Annotated in this window: 14 protein-coding genes; 7 read left to right on the top strand and 7 right to left on the bottom strand. The window is 74.5% G+C overall.

Translation table 11 applies throughout. From position 1 onward, the window contains the following. Positions 1 to 49: 49 nt before the first annotated feature. Entirely contained in the window at positions 50 to 1,684 is a 1,635-nt protein-coding gene (locus IE326_RS26720; protein WP_190043319.1) for a hypothetical protein, read from the bottom strand. 364 nt (positions 1,685 to 2,048) lie between these two features. Between IE326_RS26720 and IE326_RS26715 the strand changes: the two genes are divergently transcribed. Both IE326_RS26715 and IE326_RS26710 read left to right on the top strand, forming a co-directional pair. Beyond that, a complete protein-coding gene (locus IE326_RS26715; RefSeq protein WP_190043318.1) occupies positions 2,049 to 2,540 on the top strand; it encodes a hypothetical protein in 492 nt (163 codons plus the stop codon). A 222-nt stretch (positions 2,541 to 2,762) separates the two neighbouring features. Continuing rightward, positions 2,763 to 3,020, top strand: coding sequence for a hypothetical protein (locus tag IE326_RS26710; RefSeq protein ID WP_190043317.1), 258 nt, complete (start codon positions 2,763 to 2,765; stop codon positions 3,018 to 3,020). A gap of 364 nt (positions 3,021 to 3,384) precedes the next feature. Here the strand turns inward: IE326_RS26710 and IE326_RS41050 are convergent, their stop codons facing one another. Further along, positions 3,385 to 4,050, bottom strand: a complete 666-nt coding sequence (locus IE326_RS41050; RefSeq protein WP_229915648.1) for a hypothetical protein — start codon at positions 4,048 to 4,050, stop codon at positions 3,385 to 3,387. Positions 4,051 to 4,466: 416 nt separating this feature from the next. Beyond that, complete coding sequence (locus IE326_RS26700; protein ID WP_190043316.1) at positions 4,467 to 5,420, bottom strand: transcriptional regulator; 954 nt, start codon at positions 5,418 to 5,420, stop codon at positions 4,467 to 4,469. Positions 5,421 to 5,661: 241 nt separating this feature from the next. On the opposite strand from IE326_RS26700, the gene IE326_RS26695 reads away from it, so the two are divergent. After that, a complete protein-coding gene (locus tag IE326_RS26695) occupies positions 5,662 to 6,195 on the top strand; it encodes a hypothetical protein (protein WP_190043315.1) in 534 nt (177 codons plus the stop codon). 302 nt (positions 6,196 to 6,497) lie between these two features. Beyond that, positions 6,498 to 7,082: a hypothetical protein gene (locus IE326_RS26690; RefSeq protein WP_190043314.1), complete on the top strand. Its 585-nt coding sequence runs from the start codon at positions 6,498 to 6,500 to the stop codon at positions 7,080 to 7,082. A gap of 513 nt (positions 7,083 to 7,595) precedes the next feature. On the opposite strand, the gene IE326_RS26685 is transcribed toward IE326_RS26690, so the two are convergent. The 4 genes from IE326_RS26685 to IE326_RS26670 form a co-directional block, all read right to left on the bottom strand. After that, positions 7,596 to 9,200, bottom strand: a complete 1,605-nt coding sequence (locus tag IE326_RS26685; RefSeq protein ID WP_190043313.1) for a hypothetical protein — start codon at positions 9,198 to 9,200, stop codon at positions 7,596 to 7,598. Between the two features lie 184 nt (positions 9,201 to 9,384). After that, positions 9,385 to 12,918, bottom strand: a complete 3,534-nt coding sequence (locus IE326_RS41045) for a hypothetical protein (protein WP_229915702.1) — start codon at positions 12,916 to 12,918, stop codon at positions 9,385 to 9,387. A gap of 86 nt (positions 12,919 to 13,004) precedes the next feature. Further along, complete coding sequence (locus tag IE326_RS26675) at positions 13,005 to 13,211, bottom strand: helix-turn-helix domain-containing protein (RefSeq protein ID WP_043386804.1); 207 nt, start codon at positions 13,209 to 13,211, stop codon at positions 13,005 to 13,007. 44 nt (positions 13,212 to 13,255) lie between these two features. Further along, on the bottom strand, positions 13,256 to 17,065 hold the full coding sequence (locus IE326_RS26670) for a hypothetical protein (protein ID WP_229915647.1): 3,810 nt from the start codon (positions 17,063 to 17,065) through the stop codon (positions 13,256 to 13,258). A gap of 69 nt (positions 17,066 to 17,134) precedes the next feature. Between IE326_RS26670 and IE326_RS26665 the strand changes: the two genes are divergently transcribed. The 3 genes from IE326_RS26665 to IE326_RS26655 all read left to right on the top strand — a co-directional run bounded on the left by IE326_RS26665 (position 17,135) and on the right by IE326_RS26655 (position 18,757). After that, positions 17,135 to 17,470: a hypothetical protein gene (locus IE326_RS26665; RefSeq protein WP_190043312.1), complete on the top strand. Its 336-nt coding sequence runs from the start codon at positions 17,135 to 17,137 to the stop codon at positions 17,468 to 17,470. A 198-nt stretch (positions 17,471 to 17,668) separates the two neighbouring features. After that, entirely contained in the window at positions 17,669 to 18,151 is a 483-nt protein-coding gene (locus IE326_RS26660; RefSeq protein ID WP_190043311.1) for a hypothetical protein, read from the top strand. A 429-nt stretch (positions 18,152 to 18,580) separates the two neighbouring features. Further along, a complete protein-coding gene (locus IE326_RS26655; protein ID WP_190043310.1) occupies positions 18,581 to 18,757 on the top strand; it encodes a hypothetical protein in 177 nt (58 codons plus the stop codon). The last annotated feature ends 203 nt before the right edge of the window (positions 18,758 to 18,960 follow it).

Genomic DNA, 18,960 nt, shown 5'->3' with positions numbered 1-18,960 from the left:
CAGGGGAGAGCGCACCAGTCAGGTCAGGCGGCCTGGCCTCCTGCTGTGTTCACCGCTGGTTGTGAAGCTGGGTGCGGTCGTGGGCGAGTTGCTCGAGGAGGTCGGTGTCGCTGGAGGGCAGGGGGCGGCCCAGGAGCCGTGAGATGTCGCGGTGGAGGTTGATGGAGGCGCTGTCGTCGTCGGTGACGAGGAGGGTGGACAGGAGGGGGGTTTCAGGGGTGGTGTCGGCCTCCACCAGGGCGAGGAGCTCGACCTTGTCGCCGTGGTTGAGCTGGCCGAGCTGGCGGATACCGGTCTTGTCGCGGAGTTCGGGCCAGGTGGTGACGCGGTGCTCGCGGGCGGCCTTCTTCAAGGCTCCGCGGACGGCCGGGGCGAGCGGTGCGACCTTGCCGGCATGCGCTTGCCGGTCCTGCTGGTGTCGCTGTTCTGCGGCCTGGGCCACGCGCTGGGCAACGAGGGCCTTCCTGGCGGCCAGCTGTCGTTCCCAGGCTTCCTGTCTGTCAATCATCTCCTGGAGCCACGCGTCACGTCGCTCTTGCTCTGCCCGGCGTTTTTCCTCCCGGGCACGTTCCTGTGCGGCACGCCGGGCGGCTTCCTTCACGGCACGTGCTTGTTCGATGCGGGCGGTGTGGGCGGCGACGACGTCCTTCTCCTCCTGCGGAGCCTCGGGGTCGTCCTCCAGCAGCCTGACGGCCTCGTAGTACAGGGCCTCCGTCGGGTTCTCACGTAGCTGCTGCACCGCCTTCTGCCGGCGCTGCGCGTTCGCCTCCAGCCGCCGCAGGCATTTGGGAAGGGCGACCCGCAGCCGGTTGGCGTCGTCCGGATGGAGGTCCGTCTCCAGAAGACGCGGGATCGCCTCGATGGCGTCCTTGATCTTCCTGGGGCTGTCGTGGTCGATGTCGAGGTGGCGCAGCAGTTCGTGGGCGGGGTCGGTGCGCCGGGGGTCGCGAGAGGTGCCCCGGGTGATGGTGACGATCTCCCGGTCTGTCGGCGCGTCCGCCGGCCGCGGTGCGGGAGCCGGTGCGCGGACGGGGGCGGGCCTGGTCCTGGAGACGAGGCTGGCGGGGGTCAGGACGATGTCGTCCAGGGCGTCCCAGTGTTCCGTTCCCCGGCCGTGGAGTTCGGTGCCGAACTGCATGACGCGGCCGCCGCCGGGGCGGTCGACGAAGCGCACCCGGTGGAGGTAGCCGCGCTGGATGAGGGCGTGAGTGTCTCGGACGCCGGGGCCCAGGATGGTCTCCCACGTGGCCGGGTCCCAGGTGACGGGCTGGTTCCGGTCGAGGTGGACGAGGATCGTCCGCCCATCGGGAAGATGCACCATGACGGCGGATCCCAGGGGCTCCGGGAAGGTGAACTCGGCCTCGATGCCCTGGGTCCGCAGCCACGACTTGACATGGGCCTTGGCGAAGAGGTGGTTGGCGTCGTCCTTGCCGCGGTCCTTTCGGCCGCAGGGACCGCCCGTGCCGCCGCTGCCGTAATGGGCGAAGTGGCAGATTTTGTCGGTACACAGGCGGGTCGTCAGCTGCCGGCCGCAGCCGCCTTCGAACTGGGTCCCGCACCAGATGGTGACGCCGGCGTGCTCACGGCGGAAGGCTTCCAGCTCCTCGGGGGTTTCGGGGCACAAGGCCGGCTCGTCAGAGTCGGGGTTGCCGAAGACCGCGGTCTGGATGAGGCGTCGGTCCATCCTGCTCCAGTTGCTCCAGAAGGGTGACTTCTCCTCATTGTGCTCCCAGGCACCGACAACGCAGGGTTTTCCGTAAGCTGCGCGGCGCCGTACAGGCCTAGAGGCGGGAGCTTCGCGCTTCCGGACGCCCCCTGGTGCCGGTCTTCGCTCCGGCGCGCTGGCTTCGGCGTGCGCCGCCCGCTCACATGTCTGCGCCGTCCGTACCTAGCCCTGGCCGTCCGCAGTGGTCTTTGCCGCCGTCGGAGTCGCTCGGCTGCCCGGGGGTTGTCGTCTGCGCTCGCGTACTGCCGAACTCCGTGCAGGTACCGGCCTCAGCAGGTGCGGGGGGAGGGGCGCTCCTCCGGCGGCGGCCTACGATCTGTCTATGACCGTGATCACCGAGGCCGAGGCTTTCCCTCTCACTGTGCGTGTGGGGCCGGAGCTGATGCTGATGCAGCCAGTGGGCCGGAACGCTGTCGAAGGGCTGGACGAGGCATACACAGAGGCCTGCCTGGACTTCGCCTCAGGCGTCCAGTCCACCGGCACCACCATCGATGCCCGGTGGAAGGTCGCGCCTGATCACAGCCATGTTCTGCTCCTGCTTCACGGCAGGGCTCCCAAGCCCTTCGAGTTGGCGGTCCGGTTCACGCTCAAGACCGACCGGGAGCGGCGCTTCTTCGTGGACGTGGCGGGGCACGCGGATACCGGGCGGGTCAGCCTGTGGATCTACCCAGGCAAGGAGGATGCCGCGCGTGCGGCGGTCGCGCTGCAAAAGCAAGACCTGTCGCTCTTCGCCGGCCTGGGTATCGGCGTCGAGAGCGACCTGCACTGCCGCACCCTGCATCGGCTCGGCCGGGAGCCCCGCCCGGCCGCCTGACCTTCCCTGCAGTTCCACGTACCGCGATGTCGGCGCCGCGCCGTTGCCTGGTGAGCAGATGTTCCCGCGCACGATCTGACCGCGAAGTCGCGACTGCGTTCCGCCCGTTTAAGGGGGCGGCCGGTGGGCGGTGGCCGGTGCCCGAAAACCTTACCTGCTGGCAGACTGCTCTTTCAGACCGCCTGTCGGCGATTCCGATTCCCACATCCAGGGGTTGAGACCATGAGCAGCAGCCCGGCAGACCTTCACGCGTGGTGCTTCGATCACGGGCGTGCCCATGTCTTCGCGGCGAGCACGACGCCCTGGTGTAGTGCGGCGTGGGTGGGGTTCGTTGCAGCCTCTGCCGATCAGGCCCTGGAGGCCAAGCAGGCCGCCTACGGCGACGCCCAGTTCTTCGACCAGCTTTCCGGAGATCACCAGCTAGAGGTCATCGAGATCTGCGCGGCCCGCGCCGAGAAGCCGTCGGAGCCGGAGGTGTGACGTTGACGGCCTCGGCCTGGCGGTCACGGACTGCTGGAGCGCGCCCGGACGATCGCCATGCCAACACGGCCGGCTGATGGATATCAGCGGTCTGTGGTGCGGCCTGTCGGCGGTCGCCCGGGCGGCCGGTCAGGGGTGATGGGTGATCGGAAGCGGAGCCCGTCCGTGCCCCTTTCGCACGTGCCACGGACGGGCCGCCTGCTCCACCTCCCCTGTCACCGTGGGAGGCACGGTTCCCGGGGCCGCCCGGGAAGTCACCGCCGTGGTGAAGCCCGCCCCGTCCAGCCGTGGGCGTGTCGGCAAGGCATGCGTCGCCGACGGGCCGGGAGAGGTCCAGTAACCGGCTCTGCCGTCAGCGGCGGGGTCACCAGTCGACGTGGTCGGTAATCCAGCGGTTCAAGGCGTCGGTGTCGTGTGCCGGCGGCAGGTCCGGTGCGCAGGCCAGCGGTGTGAGGGACAACTGGAGGTGGGTGAGGTAGCCGTAGGGGCCGTTGTCGGCGTGGGGTCCGAGGACAAGGGCATGGGAGGGGGTGCGCCAGATCCGGTGGGTCATGGCGGGACCGGTCACGACGGCAGCGTCCGACACGATCGTGCGTTCCGGGGTGGACCCCAGGCATACGGTCACGGCCTGAGCGGCGCGCGTCAGGACGCCCTCGCAGTCCTCCACCGTGGCCGGTCGTTTCCCGGTCCAGCCCGGCTGCTTCTGCCAGTCGTCCAAGATGGGGAACAGCCACGGACCATTGGCCATCTCGTCGTCGTCCTTGTCGACGGGGTAGACCTCGCCGAAGACCAGAAAGTGGCGTGTGCCAGGGAACCCGAAGGGCACGTGATGCTCGCTGAACAGTACGTGGCCGTGATCAGTGAGCAGGGATTCACAGACGAGGTCGTCCGCCCAGCTCCATCCCCGCCGCTCCACCACTTCCTCGACGGCTTCCTCAGGGACCTGTGGTTCGGATGGGTAGCCGATGAAGTCAGCGACCGCTAAGACTGTCAGCGGTTTGTGGGCCAAGGCATGGACGTGAGCAGACACCCCCACAGCCTAGACACCTGCTCGGCAGGCTTCCTGCGGCCTGGGGAGTTCGTTGCCGTGGTCGGCCACCCCACGCTTCCGACATCTGTGACCGGCAGCCCGTAACCGTGCGGCGAGAACGCCGTCAGAGGACAACACAGGCTCGGCCCTGCCCGGAGGAACACTCGAACGGAGTGGAGAAGCCGGGAGAACACCGGCTCGGATGCGCCGCAGGACGAGTAGCAGCCCGCGAGGCGCCACCCTCAGGGGCGGGGCACAGCGGCCCGCAGTATCAACGCCAGCGGACCCCGGCGCTCCTGCCGGGAACAGCCAACACCCGTAACAAGCCGTGGGGGTTGCCAGCACCGCAACACCTCGCGGGCGGGCGGCGTGGGACCGGCAGCCGGGGCATCGGCGGCTCCCCTCGCAGGTCACGGTCACCCAGGGGACACCACGGTGCGGGCCACGAAGTCGCCCAGGCCCGGCAGTCCGGGGCGCAGCCTGGCGACGTGTGCGGTCAGCGCGCGGACCGCGGGCCGGCGGGCCTCCAGCGGGGCGGCGGCCTTGACCAGGCGGAGCTGGGTGAAGGCGCCGGCCGCGTCGCCGGCGTCGAGCAGGGTGCGGGCGGTGTCGGTGGCGGCGCGGGCGCGGCGTTCGGCGGTGGGCAGACGGTCGGGGCGTAGCTGGCGGGCGTGGGCGAGGGCGGTGTCGATGTCGCCGAGGTGGCGGTGGATCCCGATCCCGTAGAGGGCGCACTGGCCGGCGGTCAGCTCCCGGGGGCGGCCGGGGGTGTGCGGGTGGCGGGCGAGGCGGAGGGTGTCCTCCTCGGCCTGGGCGGCGAAGTCGCGGGCGGGGGCGGGCCGGTGGGCCTGGGCGGCGGTGTAGGCGGCGGTGAGCGCCGCCAGGCCCGCCTCCTCCAGGTCGGCGGCCGTGGCCCGGGCGCCGGACAGCAGGTGGGCGCGCGCCTCGGCGAGCAGGAGCAGGGCCTCGTCCGTGCGGCCGGTGCGGCGCAGCGGGGTCGCGGCCGCCCGGGCCGCGGCGGCGAGCACCACCGGATCGCCGGAGCGGCGGGCCGCGGCGCCGGCCTGCTCCGCGAAGGCGCCGGCGGGGCCGGTGCGGCCCTGCTTGACGGCGAGCTGGGAGGCGAGCACCCACACCCCGGCCGCGCGGGCGGCGCCCGCCGGGCCCTGCTCGGTGCTGCGCGCGGCGGCCTGGAGCAGCGGCAGCACCTCGCCGAGCCGCGTGTAGGCGCCGGCGGCGAACAGCCGGCGGGCCGCGGCGACGTCACCGGCGGACAGTCCCGGCTCCGCGGCCGCCCACGCCGGAACCGGCCCGGTGGCCACACCGGCTCCGAGGGCAACTCCCGCCACCAGTACGCTCCGTCGCTTCACGCCCGCCCCTTTCCTCACGCCCCGAGCCCACGCGGCCGACCGCGCGGGCTCGTCACGACGCTACGGCCGGCCGGGCCGGCCCGACAGGGCGCGCGCGCCGGGCCGCGCGCCCCCGCCATGGTCCACTCCGAGACGCCGGACCTGCCGGGGCTGGGCGGCGTGTCCGTACCGGGGCCGTAACCGGGCGGCCGGCCCCTCGTTGAAGGGGCGGAGTCCTGCCCGCCCGCCGCTGGAGTTGCCCGTGCCGGTCCTCACGGCCCCGCCCCCGACCGCGCGGCCCGCTCTCGCGCCCACCGGGGGCCGCGGCCCGGTCGAACAGGCCGTCGTGGCCGGCGCGCTCGCCGCGGCCGGGCCCGAGACGCTGGTGCGCACCGACGTGCCCCAGCCCGACGGCTCGGTGCGCCTGTACGCGGCCTGGACCGACCGGGGCGGGCCCCTGGCCGACCGCATCGACCGCTTGGCGCTCGCGCGCGGGCTGGACGCCTGGTCCTGGGTCGAGATCCTCACCCACCACCAGCACACCACCCACCGCGGCCGGATCGAGGTACGCACCCACCCGCTGCGGCAGATCCTCGCCGACGTCGAACGCGGGCACCGCGGCAACGAGGAGTACCGGGCCGGCTTCGTCCGGCTGCTGGCCCACGACGCCGAGCGGTCCGGCCGGCCGCCGCTGCCCGCGCCCGGCCTGCCCGCCTGGCCCGGCGTCGGCCCCCAGCTGTGGCACCGCTACACGGGAGGCGACATGGTCCTCGAGCGGCACTGGCTCGGCCGCTGAGACCAGGCGCGCCGCAGGGGCATCGTCAGCCCGGATCCCGACCGCGCCGCCCCGACCGAGCCCGGTTGGAGGCGGCGCCTGCGTGTGGAAGAAGGGGCTTCACGAGCGGTGCGGACCTGGCATCCTGGTGCCGAGCCGGGCAGCCCCGGCCCTTTCTGCCCCGCGTACGCGGGAATGGCTCCCGCTAGGAGCACTGCTCTTCTGCTTCCCGCTTGAGCGGGGACGGCGTCACCAGGCGAACGCACCGGCCACCGTGTGCGGCCTGGACGCGTACCCACCCCGTCGTAGCCAGGAAGGCCGCCATGCCCGAAGAGACCGTCCCGCCCAGCTCGCCCAGTCCTCTCGACCAGACCCTGGCCGCGCTCGCCGCGGCATACCCCGGCCTGCGGCAGTCCGAGCCGTACAAGATCGCCGCCCAGCTCGCCGATGTGAGGCTCACCTCGCAGCGCACCGCCCGCTTCACGTGGGCCGGCTACGAGGTCCACGTGCGCGTCGGCGAGGAGGATCACCTCGACCGCGACAACCCCGACAGCACCGCCCTGTACCGGGAGGTCCGCGCCTTCGCGACCCTTCTCGTCCCCGGGACGGTCGCGGTGGACGGGATCGGGCATGTCGAGTGGGAGATGGCCAACTCCCGGGCGGAGATGGCGTTCCCGGCCGCGTTCGCTGTGGCGGCCGCGGACCGGAGTGACCCGCGGTTCGCCGCCGCCGTCCTGTCGACCGTGGGCAAGGCCCTCGGCTATGCCCGCCTGGCGACCGAGCACGCGGTCGTCCAGGCGGAGCAGGCCGCGGACGAGGTCCGGTGGGAGAGCGAGCGCCCGGAGGGGATCAACCCGCGCAAGTGGCTCCGGGACAAGCGGGCGGAGCGGGACGCAGCGGCGTCGTAGGCCCCGGGGCGCCGCCGCCCCCTGTCCGCTCCTCGCCCTCCGGGAAACGGCCGGCGTGCCCAGCCAGCTGGGCGCGGGGCCGAGTCCGGCCCGGCGTCCTGCGGGTGGGGCAGGTGGGCATCCGGTGGTGCCGCGCCCAGCTGCTCGGCATGCACCGATCCGTTCCTTCCCCCGTCTTGAGAGCCGGCCGTGCTCACCGCGGCAGCCGGCGACGTGGGGCACAGCCTCTGCCGATGGTTCAGCCGACGCCCGTTTCCTCCGGCGCTGCAGGCGAGTTCTGCTGGTGTTCAGGGCCTTCATGCGTGGTGCGTGACACTGGGTGTGACGCCCGCCGTCCGGGACAGCAGGGGGACACCACACGAGCACCGGCGCGGGCGCGGAGACGCTGCTGCCCGGTTGTTCCGTCTCACCGAAGTTTGAGCAGTCTCCACGAAGTTTGGCGACCACTATGAGGTCTCTCGATCGCGACTTGCAGTGGGGTGGACGCCAGTACGGTGACAGCCGTCCACTGGCTCAGGTGTCGGTGGGTTCGTCCTCTGCCGTTGCTGGCTGCATCTCCGCGGCGAGCGCTGGGAATCTAGGCCAGGTGATGTGCTCGATCAGCCATGCCGGGAGAGACCAGATGCCATGGCGTTCGTGCAGTTCATCGCCGTACACGGCTATGGGGTAGGCGTCGGGTCCCTGGAAGCCGTCCCTGCTGCCGCCCCACCAGGTGTCCGCGTTGTACTCGCACTCCACGCCGATCGTGCCGACAAGATCCTCCTCGTCGTTGCCGTGCCAGAGGTTGATCTCCGCGGTCCAGTCCTCGCCGTCACGAGTCACGTCGATGACGACGTGAGCGCTCGTTCCCGGTATGCCGAACCGCTGCCGGTCCCCGAGAACTCCGTCTTCCAGCACGATGCCGGGGACGGTGTTCAGGGCGTCGATGAGATCAGTCTCCGCTTCGTCGCTCTCGTCGAAAGCACGCTCAAGGAGTATGGCGGTGGCGTCGGTGTCGGCCGACATTGAGACGATGACCCCGTCAGCGAACTGGAACGTAAGGTTGGCGCGCACCAGTACGTTGCTGATCGGAACGACCGCAACTTCAGGGTCGCCGCCGTGCAGCAGCCTCTGGATGGTTGCCTCGCCGGTCGCCAGGAAGAACACCATCGCGTCGGCGGTCTCCCGATTCACGGTGCCGGGGTCGGTGGGTTCGCGCCTCCGGTCGGGTAGCGCCTGCTTTGCGCTCTCGCCCGCTTCTACGTGGACGACCCCGATGCCGGCCAGGGCGACGAGGCCGGTCACGGAGGCACCGTAGCTGCTGGGGCTGAGGCCGGTGTCTTCCTCCTCCAACTTGCGGGTGAAGGCCGCTTCCAGTCCCACGATGCGGCCGATGTCGAGCGCATCTTCGTCCTGCTGATCGGCGGGAAGACGAGCGGTCAGGTAGCGGATGATCGCAGAGCGCGCGTGCCCGTCGTCCACGCTGAGATCGAAGAGCGTCGGGCGCAGTTCCTCCAACTTCCGCAGATTGGGTACGGGCTTCTTCCATGCCTCAAACGCTGCGCGGACGTCACCGTCGCTGGTGACGATGAGGACCTCGTCTGGGTCAGCGAGTTCGAGGATGTCGCGAAGCCAGGCGCTGTCGCTCGCGCCCGTCTTGATGGCCTCGGCGGGGTCTTTCGCTCCTTTTCGCTTCGCTGGGGGGCGGAGGAGAACCTGGTCCTTCAACCCCTCGATCGCGCTGCGGCCGGTGAGCTTGATGATCTTCACGTTAGGGATCTTGGCGAGGTTTTCCAGCACCGCTGTGATCACGTCGTCGCGAGTGGCGTATCCGGCCGGCGCCGGTATATCGAGGCCCGCACTCTGCAGACGCTTTCGTTCGTTGCGGGCCGCGCCCTTCAGAACCTGCCAGTCGCTCGCCAGGTGTTCCGCCCATTCCCAGGCGACGGGTTCAGGCACCCAAGTCTCGACTCCCATACCAGCGAGGCGCTGAGCCCAGCGGCCGAGTTGGTCGAGGTCGGGCCGCGCGTGGCCGTAGGCGTTCGCGTCGAGCACTACGGCCTTGAGCTTCTCAAGGTCTTGTGGGGTGAGGCGGACCTGCGCTTGGTCCGCCGGTCGCGGTCGGGGGGTGCGTGCCATGCCGGGATTCTTCCAGGACGACGTGGCTGTGCTGTCCAATTAGTCAAGATCACCTGACATTATCTCTCCTGCAGCCTCCGCGACCCCGACGCCGATCTCGCCCCAAACGGAAACCCCAGCGCCATCGAAGACGACACTGTCTGAACCAGTGGTCGAACTTCGATGAGACGAATCACCGGTGTAATCATCCGGTCGCTGGCGTCTGGGCGAGGTCCACCTCACCGGCTTCGACCAGGGCCCGGCGCAGTTGTTCCGCCTCGGCGGGGCGCTCGGCTTCGGGCAGCGCTGCGGCGGCCTGGAGCAGGGCCCGAGCGTGCTGGCGGACGTCGGCGTCGTACTCCGGGGCGCCGGGGCGGGCAAGCAGGTGCGTGGCCAGGAGCAGGGCATCGGGCTCACGGGGGTGGGCAGCGGCGCGTTCGGCGATCCGGTCGGCGTCCTTCTGGGCCGGGGTGTGGGCGGCGCTGCGCCGGGCCAGGGGCAGCCATACCTCGTCCGGCAGCGCCGCGGCGAAGTCGCCGGCGCCCGCGAGCGCGCCGGGCGGCAGGCCGGCCTCCAGGGCGGCGGTCCACCACACCTGTTCGGTGTCCGCCGCGGTCCGGTCGGCCGGGCTCATCGAGGTGAAGAGGGCGAGGTACCCGAGGAAGCCGGAGGCGGCCTCGGCGCCGCCCGGGCCGGCGGCCAGCTCACGCCAGGCGGCCGTGGGGTCGCCGAGCAGGTCGGCCTGGCCGGTCAGCAGCGCGTGCACCACGCGGAACGCCGCGCCGCCGGACGGTTCCTCGCGCAGGACGGCCAGGAGCTGGCCGCAGTCCAGGGCGGTGAGCAGCAGCGGATCGTGGCGGCCTTCGTGCAGCCACGCGGCGGCCGGCGAAGGGCGGCCGGGGGCGAGCGCGTACACCTCGGGGTGGGCGGCGGTGAAGGCGGTGGCGCGCCGGTGCAGGAGGGGAAGGTGTGCGCCGAGCACGCCGGCGACCGCCTGGTCGCCGCCGCGGGCGGTCAGGACGGCGGCGACCAGGTCCAGGACGTCGCCGGGCATCTGGCCGTCCCGGGAGGCATGGGAGGCGGCGTAGTCGAGGAGGCAGTCCAGCGCGCGCACCGCCGGGTGGGACTCCAGCAGTCCCGCGGGCAGCTCCTGTTCCTCCCCGGCCGTGCGGCCGGCCGGTCGGTCGGCGGGGGTTTCCGGATCGCCGGCCACCACCGGGGCGGCAGGGCGGGTGAGGGGTTCGGCGAGGGTGAGGAGCCGGTCCAGGACCGTCGGGAGGTGACCGCCGAGGTCGCCGCCGGTGCGCCACACGAAGGTCAGCAGGCCGGACCACGCCCGGCCGGCGTACTCGCCCGCGTCGGGGATGTGCGGGTCGGCGGGGGCGGGCAGGGTGCGGCTGAGCGTGAGCGCGGCGAGCACGGCTTGGGCCGGGCCGGCGGGGAAGGCCCCGGGACGGCGCGCAGCGGCCGCGGCGGCGGCGAGGTAGAACGCGCCGAGCTCCGCCCCGTCGTTCAGGGCGGTGAGTACGGCGGGGACGTCGGCGGTCCAGGCGGCCGGGTCGGCCGCCACCAGGCGCTGCAGCACGATCGCGTAGCCGGCGGCGCCCGCGTCCGGGGCGCCGGCCAGGGCGGCCGCGGCCGCGAGCGGGCCGGCCGCGGCGGCCAGGTCCCGCAGGTCCTCCAGTTCGAGGGCGGTGTGATGACGCGACCGGGGGCGGGCGGCACACCGGGGGTCGGGCGGCCCGCCCGGCCGGGCCCGTGGCAGCGCGGCCGGCAGCGGACCGAAGTCGGCCAGCAGGGGCGCGGGCAGGACCGGGGACCAGGCCCCGGCCCGCTCGGCGCCGGCGGGCAGGACCTGCTCCCCCTCGGCGGCCGCGGGCGCGGAGAGCGCCTGACGGGCCCGCCGGTGAAGGTCGGCGGCGCGCTCGGGCGGGCAGGTGGTGAGCACGAGGTCGACCAGGCGGGCGCCTTCCGGCGTCGGGGAGCCGGCCAGCAGCCGCACCGTGGCCTCGACCGCCAGGTCCCACCACTGCCCCGCCCCCTCGTCCCCGGCGTCGGGGGGCGGCGGGTGCGCGGCCAGGTGGGCGGCGAGCACCCGGTCGTGCACTGCTGCGTCCGCAGCCGCGATCCTCGTCCACGCCCGCAGGCGGTCGGCGAGCGGCAGGCCGGCCGCGGCGTCCGCCGCGGCGAGGTCGAGGACCGCGCGGGCCAGCAGCGGGCCCATGTCCAGGACCGGGCCCAGGAAGAGCGTGGCGTCAAGGACGCGGACCTCGTCCAGGTCGACGAACTCCGACCAGGGGAGCCGGCCCGGCGTCTCGAGGTCGCGGCGCAGCAGGCCCGCCAGCGCGCCGCGGACCGGGCGGGCCCACCGGAACGACTCACCGCCGGCGTCGGCGTGGACGGTCACCACCAGCTCCCGCAGCAGGCCCGTGATGTCGTGTTCGGGCAGGCGGGTCGCCCACTCCCGCGTCAGGACCTCGGTCAGCTCGGGTAGCGGCCGGCGCTCGGCGTGCGCGCGCCGGCGCTCGTCCCGGTAGGCCCGGTGGCCGGCGTGGGTGAGGTCGACGGCGTCCTTCAGCAGCTCCTCGGCGACCAGGACCCAGTCCCTGTCCCGGACGGGCAGCGGGAGGGTGCCCGCCCAGCAGGCCATGAGCCGGCGCGGCACGTCCGCGTCCTCGGCCGGCTGTCCGGGCCGGGCCGGGGCCAGGACGTGCGGGAGCAGCCGGCGCACCCCGGCCGGGGGGAGGGCGCCGGCGTCGGCCAGGCGCAGCAGCGCGCCCAGCACGTGCGGGCCGGCCGGGGCGAGCTCGGCGGCGTGCCCCGCCAGCCACCGGCCCGCGGTCTCGGGGGCGGCGGCGGCCAGGTGCTCCAGGAACGGGGCCGCCGGCCAGACGCCGGCGCTCTCGTCGGCGAGCAGCAGGTGCGGCGCGTGCTCCTCAAGGGCCCCCAGCCACGCCGCGGCCGGGGCGGAGCCGAAGAAGTACGCCTCGGCGCGCGGGTCCGCCCAGCGGGCGAGCTCGGCCGCCTCGTCCGCGCCCGGCTGCGTCAGGGCGGCCAGCTCCAGGACCCGGGCGGCGCGGCCGTGCAGCGGCACCAGCAACTCCCGCGCCAGCAGCAGGACCTCCCGGTAGACACCGGCCGCGGCGGCCAGGTCGGCCTCGCCGCCGTGCAGCGTGCCCGACGTCCTGGCGTACACCTCGCCCCACCCGGCAAGGGCCTGCTCGTGGTAGCTGCCCAGCGCCACGCCCATCAGCCGCTCGGCGATCCCCGCCGCCCGCGCCCGGTGGAAGCCGCCCGGGCGCGTCAGCTGCCCGCGCAGCACCTCGGCGGCCACCCGCAGGCGGCCCATGCCGGCGGATGTGTCCGCGGCCCGCTCGGCCGCCGGTGAACCCTCGGGCGGGCCGCCGGCGGCGGGCTCACCGACCGGGGGCACGGCGGCGGCCGGCGGGTCGGGGAGGGTGTCGACCGCGGCCAGCAGGTCCTTCGCCGCGGACTTCAGGCCCACCGCGTCCGGAGCGCCCGGCAGGCTCAGCAGGGCGTCCGCCGCACCGCGCAGGCACGACTCCGCGACCTCCGCCGGCCGCTCCAGGTAGGTGCCGGCCAGGACCCGGCGCGCGTCCCGGAGCAGACCCAGCGCCCGCACGCCGCCGGCGCCCTGCGCGGTCAGGGCCGCGGCCAGGACCTCGTCGACCACCGGCAGCTGTACGGAGGGCAGTTCGCCGCCGGCCGGCGGCATCATGGTGCTCACCGGTGCACCGTAGAGCCCGCCGGGCAGAGCGCGGGCGCGAACCGGCCGGCCCGCGGCCGTTCCCTGCCGCCCTGCCGTCAGCGTGCGGCGTGGCGGCGGGTGTCCCCGCCGCGGGTGCGCAGGGTGGTGCCGGCCTCGGTGAGCAGGCGGTGGACGAACCCGTAACTGCGCCCGCAGCCGTGCGCGAGGGTGCGGATGGAGGCCCCCGCGGTGTACGCCTTCTTCAGCTCGGCCCCGAGCTTGAGCCGGGCCGGCCCGGTGACGTGGACGCGGCGCCCCAGCATGGCGACTCCCTTCTCTCCCTCTCCTCGGCGCCTGGGAGGGACGGCTACTGATGGCGGGCGGCGTCGACGTCGCCGGCGTTGACCAGCGCCCTCCTCAACCCCTGCCACGCGGCCGGGCGTTCGGCCGCGGGCAGGGCGGCCGCCGCGTCCAGCAGGGCGCGGGCGTGCCCGCGTACAGCCGGGTCCGTCCATGTCCCGGGCGCGTGGGTGACCAGCAACTCGGCGAGCAGCAAGGCGTCGTGGCTGCCGGGGTGGGCGGCGGCGCGTTCGGCGACGAGGTCGGCGTGTTGCAGGGCCGGGGAGTGCTCGGCACTGGAACGCGTCAGCTCCAGCCACACCGGCTCGTCGACGGCCGTCTCGGCGAACGCGCCCACCCCGGCCAGCGCGCCGGGGGGCAGTCCGGCGGCCAGCGCGGCACGCCACAGGTCCACAGCAGCCCCCACCCGCGCCTGCTCGGCCGACGGGAGCGGGCGCGCGGCGCCGGTCCGCGGCGTGGAGAGGGCGATCGCCTCCAGCAGGCACGAGACCGCAGCCGCCGCGGCCGCCGCGCCCTGGTCACCGTCGGCGCCGGCCAACTGCGCCCACCAGGCAGTGGGTTCGCCCAGGAGGGCCGGATCGGTCAGCAGCGCGGCCGCGGTGTGGCCGGCGGCTTCGCGCGCCAGTCCGGCATCGCCGCGCAGCGCGCCGATCAGGTCGGCCCGGTCCAGGGCGGCGAGCAGCGGCGCACTGGGCGGTCCCCAGCGCAGCCACGACGCGGCCGGCGAGGGCCCGGGCGACGGGATCCGGTACAGGGCGGTGCGGTGGACGGCGGTGAAGTCGGGGGCGTAGCGGTGCAGGGCGGGCAGCCGTACGCCGATCGCGGTGGCCACCGCGTCCTGGGCGGCGGCCGCGGGCAGCGCGCCGGCCACCGCCTGGAGGACCTCGGCCGGCATCTGTCCGCGGGCGCGGGCCTGGTGGACGGCGTACTCGAGCAGGCAGCCCAGCGCCCGCACCCGCGGATCCGACCCCAGCAGCGCCGGCCCCCCGGGGCTCCCGGCCGCCGGGTCCGGGTCCGGGCCGGCGGTGTCGCCGGCGGGGGCCGGGTCGTCCCCGGCCTGTCCGGTGCGGGCGGTGCGGGCGGTGCGGGCGGTGCTGTCGGGTGCGGGCCGGGCCAGGGCGGCCGCCAGAGCGTGCAGCCGGGCCAGGGCCTCCTGTTCCTGGCCGGCGTCCAGGGCGGTGTCCGTGCGCCAGGCGGTGGTGAGCAGGTCGAACAGGGCCTGGTCGGCGAAGAGCCGCCCGGCGGCCCGGCCCGCGGCCGCCGGGCGGTCGGCGGCCGCCGGGCGGTCGGCGGCCGCCGGGCGGTCGGCGGTGGCCGGGCGGTCGAGGGTGCGGACGAGGCCGAGGGCCGCAGTGACGGCGCCGGCGAGTGCTCCGCCGGGGAAGGCGCCGGGGCGGTCGGCGTGGCCGGCGGCCGCGGCGAGGTAGAACGCGCCGAGCTCCGGCAGCTTGAGGGCTTTCAGGATGGCGGGCACGTCGGCGGTCCAGGCGGCCGGGGCGGCGGCGACGAGGTGGTGCAGGACCATCGCGTAGCCGCCGTCGCCGGCGTCCGGTGCCGCGGCCAGCTCTGCGGCGGCCGCCGCCGGCCCGCGGGCTTGGGCCGGCTCGGCCAGGTCCTCGGCGGTCAGGGCGGTGGTCGCCGTGACCGGCACCGGCGCGGGGACGGTGCGCGGGTCCGCGGGGCCGACGGGCTTCAGGCGGCGCACCCGCTCCAGCAGCGGCTCCCAGCCGGCCAGCACGCGCGCGGGCAGGAGCGGCGACCAGTCCCACACCCGCAGCCACGAGGCGAGCGGCTCCTTGGTGCCGTCCACCCGGTCGGCGCCGGCGGGAAGGACCTGCTCCAGCTCGGCGGCCGCAGGGGGCGCGCCGAGCGCGGTGCGCACCCGTGTCTCCAGCTCCCCGGCGCGCTCGGGCGGGCAGGCGCCGAAGACCAGAGCGGCCAGGCGGGCCGGCTCCGGTGCGGCCCCGGCGGCCACCAGGCGCGGTGTGAGCGCGATCGCCTGCTCCCACCACTCGTTCACGTCCCCGGCACCGCCTTCAGCGCCGGCGGGCGCCGGGGAGGAGCCGGCCGCGGGTGCGGGCGGCCGGGCGGCGAGGTGCGCGGCCATCAGGCGGTCGTACAGCCGGGCGTCGACGGCGGCCAGCCGGCGCACGGCGCGCGTGCGCACGCCCAGGGCGACGCCGGCGTCCGCGTCGGCCGCGGCCAGGTCGAGCAGGGTGCGCGCCAGCCGAGGTCCGCCGTACGCGGCCGGATCGCCGGCGTGCACCAGGGCGAGGTCGCCGCCGAAGACCAGCGGCCGGGACGCGGCCGGCAGCAGGGCGACGTCGCGGGCGAGCAGGCCGGCCAGTACCGCCCGGATCATCGCGACGTCCCCGTGCGCGGGGTTGCCGCGGCCGGCCGGGTAGGCGGTCACCGCGAGCTCGCGCAGCAGCGCCGCCACCTCGGAGCCGGGCAGCCGGGCCGCGGTCTCCTCGGTGATCTGCTCCCGCAGCACCTCCTCGTGGGCCAGCGCGGCCGCCATCGCCGCTTCGGCGGCGGCCGGATCCCCGGCTGCCGCCTGCTCCTTGGCGGCGGTCTCGGCGGCGGCCACCCGCTCGGCGACGGCCCGCAGCGACAGATGCCCGGCGTGCTCGTCCTCGACCGCGCCGGCCAGCAGCCCCTCCACCGCGATGACCCAGTCCCGGGTCCGCCCCGTCCGTGGCACCGTGCGGGCCCAGCGGGCCGCCAGGCGCAGCGTCTCCCCCGCCGCCGCTCCCCCGCCGGCGCGCAACCCCGCGGTGTCGGCCAGGACGGCGCGCACCGAGGCGGCGCCGACGACGTCGCCGTGGCGCAGCGCGAGGCCCAGCAGCGCGTCCAGGGCCGGGCGGCCGGCCGTAGCCACCTGCTGTGCCCGGGTGAGCGCCGGGTCCTGGTCGTCCGGCGCGGCCAGCCACGCCCGGACGGTGTCCGGGTCGGCGGCGGCGACGTGCTCGAGGAACGGCGCGGCCGGCCACCGCCCGCCGGCCGACCGGTCCGGCAGAAGCAGGTGCGGGGCGTGCTCGGCCAGGACGCCCCACCACACCGGCGCCGGGCCGGAGCGGAAGAAGTACGCCTCGGCGCGCGGGTCCGCCCAGCGGGCGAGCTCGGCCGCCTCGCCGGCGCCCGGCTGCGTCAGGGCGCAGAGCTCAAGGACCCGGGCGGCGCGCTCGGGCAGCGGGACCAGCAGTTCCCGGGCCGCGTGCAGGAGTTCGGTGTAGAGCAGGACGGCGTCGTCGGGACCGGCCGCGCGGCCGTGCAGGATGCCCGACGCCAGCCCGTAGACGACTCCCCACACGTCCAGTGCCGTCTCCTGGGCCGCGCCCAGCGTCACGCCCGTCCGCCGCTCGATGACGCCGCGGGCCCGGCCCCGGTGGTAGCCGCCCGGGCGCTTCAGCTCGTCGCGCAGCACCGTTGCCGCTCCCGCGACCCGGTCCCACGCCGCGCCCGCCGCCGCCGAGTCCGGCGGAGCACCCACGTCACCGGTGGCGCTGGTGGCCGGCGGCCGGAGGGCGTCCACCGCGTCCAGCAGGTCCTGCGCCGCGGCCTGCAGGCCCACGCTCTGCGGGGCGCCGGGCAGTTTCAGCAGCGTGTCCGCCGCGGACCGCACACATGCCGCGGCGACCTCCGCCGGCCGCACCAGCCCCGTCCCGGTCAGGGCCCGGTGCGCGTCCTGCAGCAGCCCCAACGCCCTCGCGCCCGGCTCTCCCTGGGCCTTCAGGGCCGCGGCCAGCACGTCGTCGGCCTGCGGCAGCTCGGTCAGGGCTGGTCGGCCGCCGGTCGGCGGCATCTCGGTGTCCACCGGTGCACCGTAGAGCGAACGAGCCGGCACCCGGGGGCGAACCGGGTGACTACTCCCAGGACGCGCGCGGTGAGCACCTGCGAGGCCGGCCGCTACCGTGACCGGGTGAACACCTCCGACGGCCGGTACGATCCCGCGCGGGACGCCGCCGCGCTGACACACGAAGCGGCCGTCGCCCGCGTCCAGGACGCCAACCTCGCCCGGCTGCGCCGGGAGGACGAGGACGCCGACCGGCTCTTCCCGCCCGGGCCGGCCTTCACCGACGCCCTCGTCGACGACGACGCCATGCGCCGGATCGGTGTCGCGACGGAGGCCTACGGGACGGCCAAGCACGCCGCGGGCCGCATGGACCTGTTCCACCGCCTGTTCGACGGCACCGGCGACGACCTCCCCTGGGCTGGGTAGACCCGACCGCGCCGCGCGGGGCGGCCACGACGTCGACCGGCCGGCAGAGCGCCCCGACGGGCCCGGGGCCCGGCGACGGGGAGACGGGGCGACGCACGGAGCCTCTCCGGAACGGTGGTGCCCGGGAGTCCCGCTGGGCACCGCCCGTGCACTGAATTACGGGTGCACTGAATTCAGTACACCCGCTAGGCTGGTCCCATGGAAATCAGGAGTGAACTGCGCACCGAGCTCGACAACTTCACCTCCAGCAGGAACGCGCTCATCGACATCCTCACCAGGGAGTTCCGCAGCGGCACGTCCGCAAGGATGCTCTCCAACTCCTTCGCGCCGGCCTTCAGCCGGGACCAGGTCGTCCAGTACCTGAGCGCGGTCGCCCTGCATGATTCCGCCCGCAGCGCCCTGAAGGGGGCGGGCCTCAACGCGGCCGCCGACACCCGCGTCACCGGAATCGACGCCCCCCGCGAGGCGACCCTGAACATCGCCGTGGACCCCGCCGAAACCCCCGACTACGCCGACCTGCCGGGGCGGATCCGCGCCGCGCTCCGCGACTCCCACCTCACCCTGGCGCTCACCCGCGGCTTCCCCACGGACGAGGACACCCAGATCACCGACGACTTCATCGACGATGTGCTGCTCGACGGCGAACCCGTACGCATCGTCAAGGCCACGCCCGCCACCTGACCGGTCGCACCGCGCGCGGACTTCAGGGGCGGCGGCCGAGGGTGGGCAGCCCGGCCGAGGCGGCCCGTACGCTCCGCCCGCGACGAACGGCACGGCCGTCCTTGAGGATCCGGCGGGCCCGGGTGCGCCACAGCCGGGCCTCCTCTTCCCGGCCAGCTTCGCGGTGCGGATGGGGACTGACGCTGCCATACCCCGGCCGACTCAGCCTGTGACCCGGACGGCGAACGCCCTGCGCTGCCTTCTCTCTGACATGGGCGCGCCGCAAGCGGTCTTGTCTAGCGGACATGCTAGGCACACGGGGCCTATAGACGATATGCAGGGCGTCACACCGACGAGAGTCACTGTCGTCTTGCGCGGCAAAAGGAGCTCAAAATGTGGATTATCAGTGAACGTGTACGGGCTACAGACCCCCGCGAGGATGAGCGCGTCGTGCACCAGGCCGTCGGCCCGATCGAGAACGACTACCAGCGCCTGTCGTGCAGCAACGGCCCCGAGGACGGCATCCACGTCCCAGGACAGAAGCGCCAGGTGCGCGGAGAGCACACCCTGGAAGAAGGACAGCGGTGGTGCACCGGGTGCTTCCCCGAGAAAGCGCGCGGGATCTGATCTCCACCAGTCCAGGAAGCGGTCTCTGCTAGATCGTTCATCGCGCGTGGCCGCAACCTGTCCCGCGTACGCGGTCGGTTTGCCCGTGCACCACCCTTCGTAGGTTCGCTCGAGGCAGGCTGCACAGTCTCCTCGATGCGCGGTGGCCGCATGTTGAAGCGGTGGGGTGGCTGGCGCCGGGGGGCTATTCGTTCAGGTGACGC

The organism is Streptomyces filamentosus, from assembly GCF_014654895.1.
GTDB classification, from domain to species: domain Bacteria; phylum Actinomycetota; class Actinomycetes; order Streptomycetales; family Streptomycetaceae; genus Streptomyces; species Streptomyces filamentosus.
The sequence above is the reverse complement of the archived record's forward strand: the minus strand, read 5'-3'. Positions and strand labels throughout refer to the sequence as shown.

Excerpts from the sequence above, each read along its gene's own strand:
- IE326_RS26720 (WP_190043319.1), bottom strand. The coding sequence starts at position 1,684 with ATGGACCGACGCCTCATCCAGACCGCGGTCTTCGGCAACCCCGACTCT.
- IE326_RS26715 (WP_190043318.1), top strand. The coding sequence starts at position 2,049 with ATGACCGTGATCACCGAGGCCGAGGCTTTCCCTCTCACTGTGCGTGTG.
- IE326_RS26710 (WP_190043317.1), top strand. The coding sequence starts at position 2,763 with ATGAGCAGCAGCCCGGCAGACCTTCACGCGTGGTGCTTCGATCACGGG.
- IE326_RS26690 (WP_190043314.1), top strand. The coding sequence starts at position 6,498 with ATGCCCGAAGAGACCGTCCCGCCCAGCTCGCCCAGTCCTCTCGACCAG.
- IE326_RS26685 (WP_190043313.1), bottom strand. The coding sequence starts at position 9,200 with ATGGCACGCACCCCCCGACCGCGACCGGCGGACCAAGCGCAGGTCCGC.
- IE326_RS41045 (WP_229915702.1), bottom strand. The coding sequence starts at position 12,918 with ATGATGCCGCCGGCCGGCGGCGAACTGCCCTCCGTACAGCTGCCGGTG.
- IE326_RS26675 (WP_043386804.1), bottom strand. The coding sequence starts at position 13,211 with ATGCTGGGGCGCCGCGTCCACGTCACCGGGCCGGCCCGGCTCAAGCTC.
- IE326_RS26660 (WP_190043311.1), top strand. The coding sequence starts at position 17,669 with ATGGAAATCAGGAGTGAACTGCGCACCGAGCTCGACAACTTCACCTCC.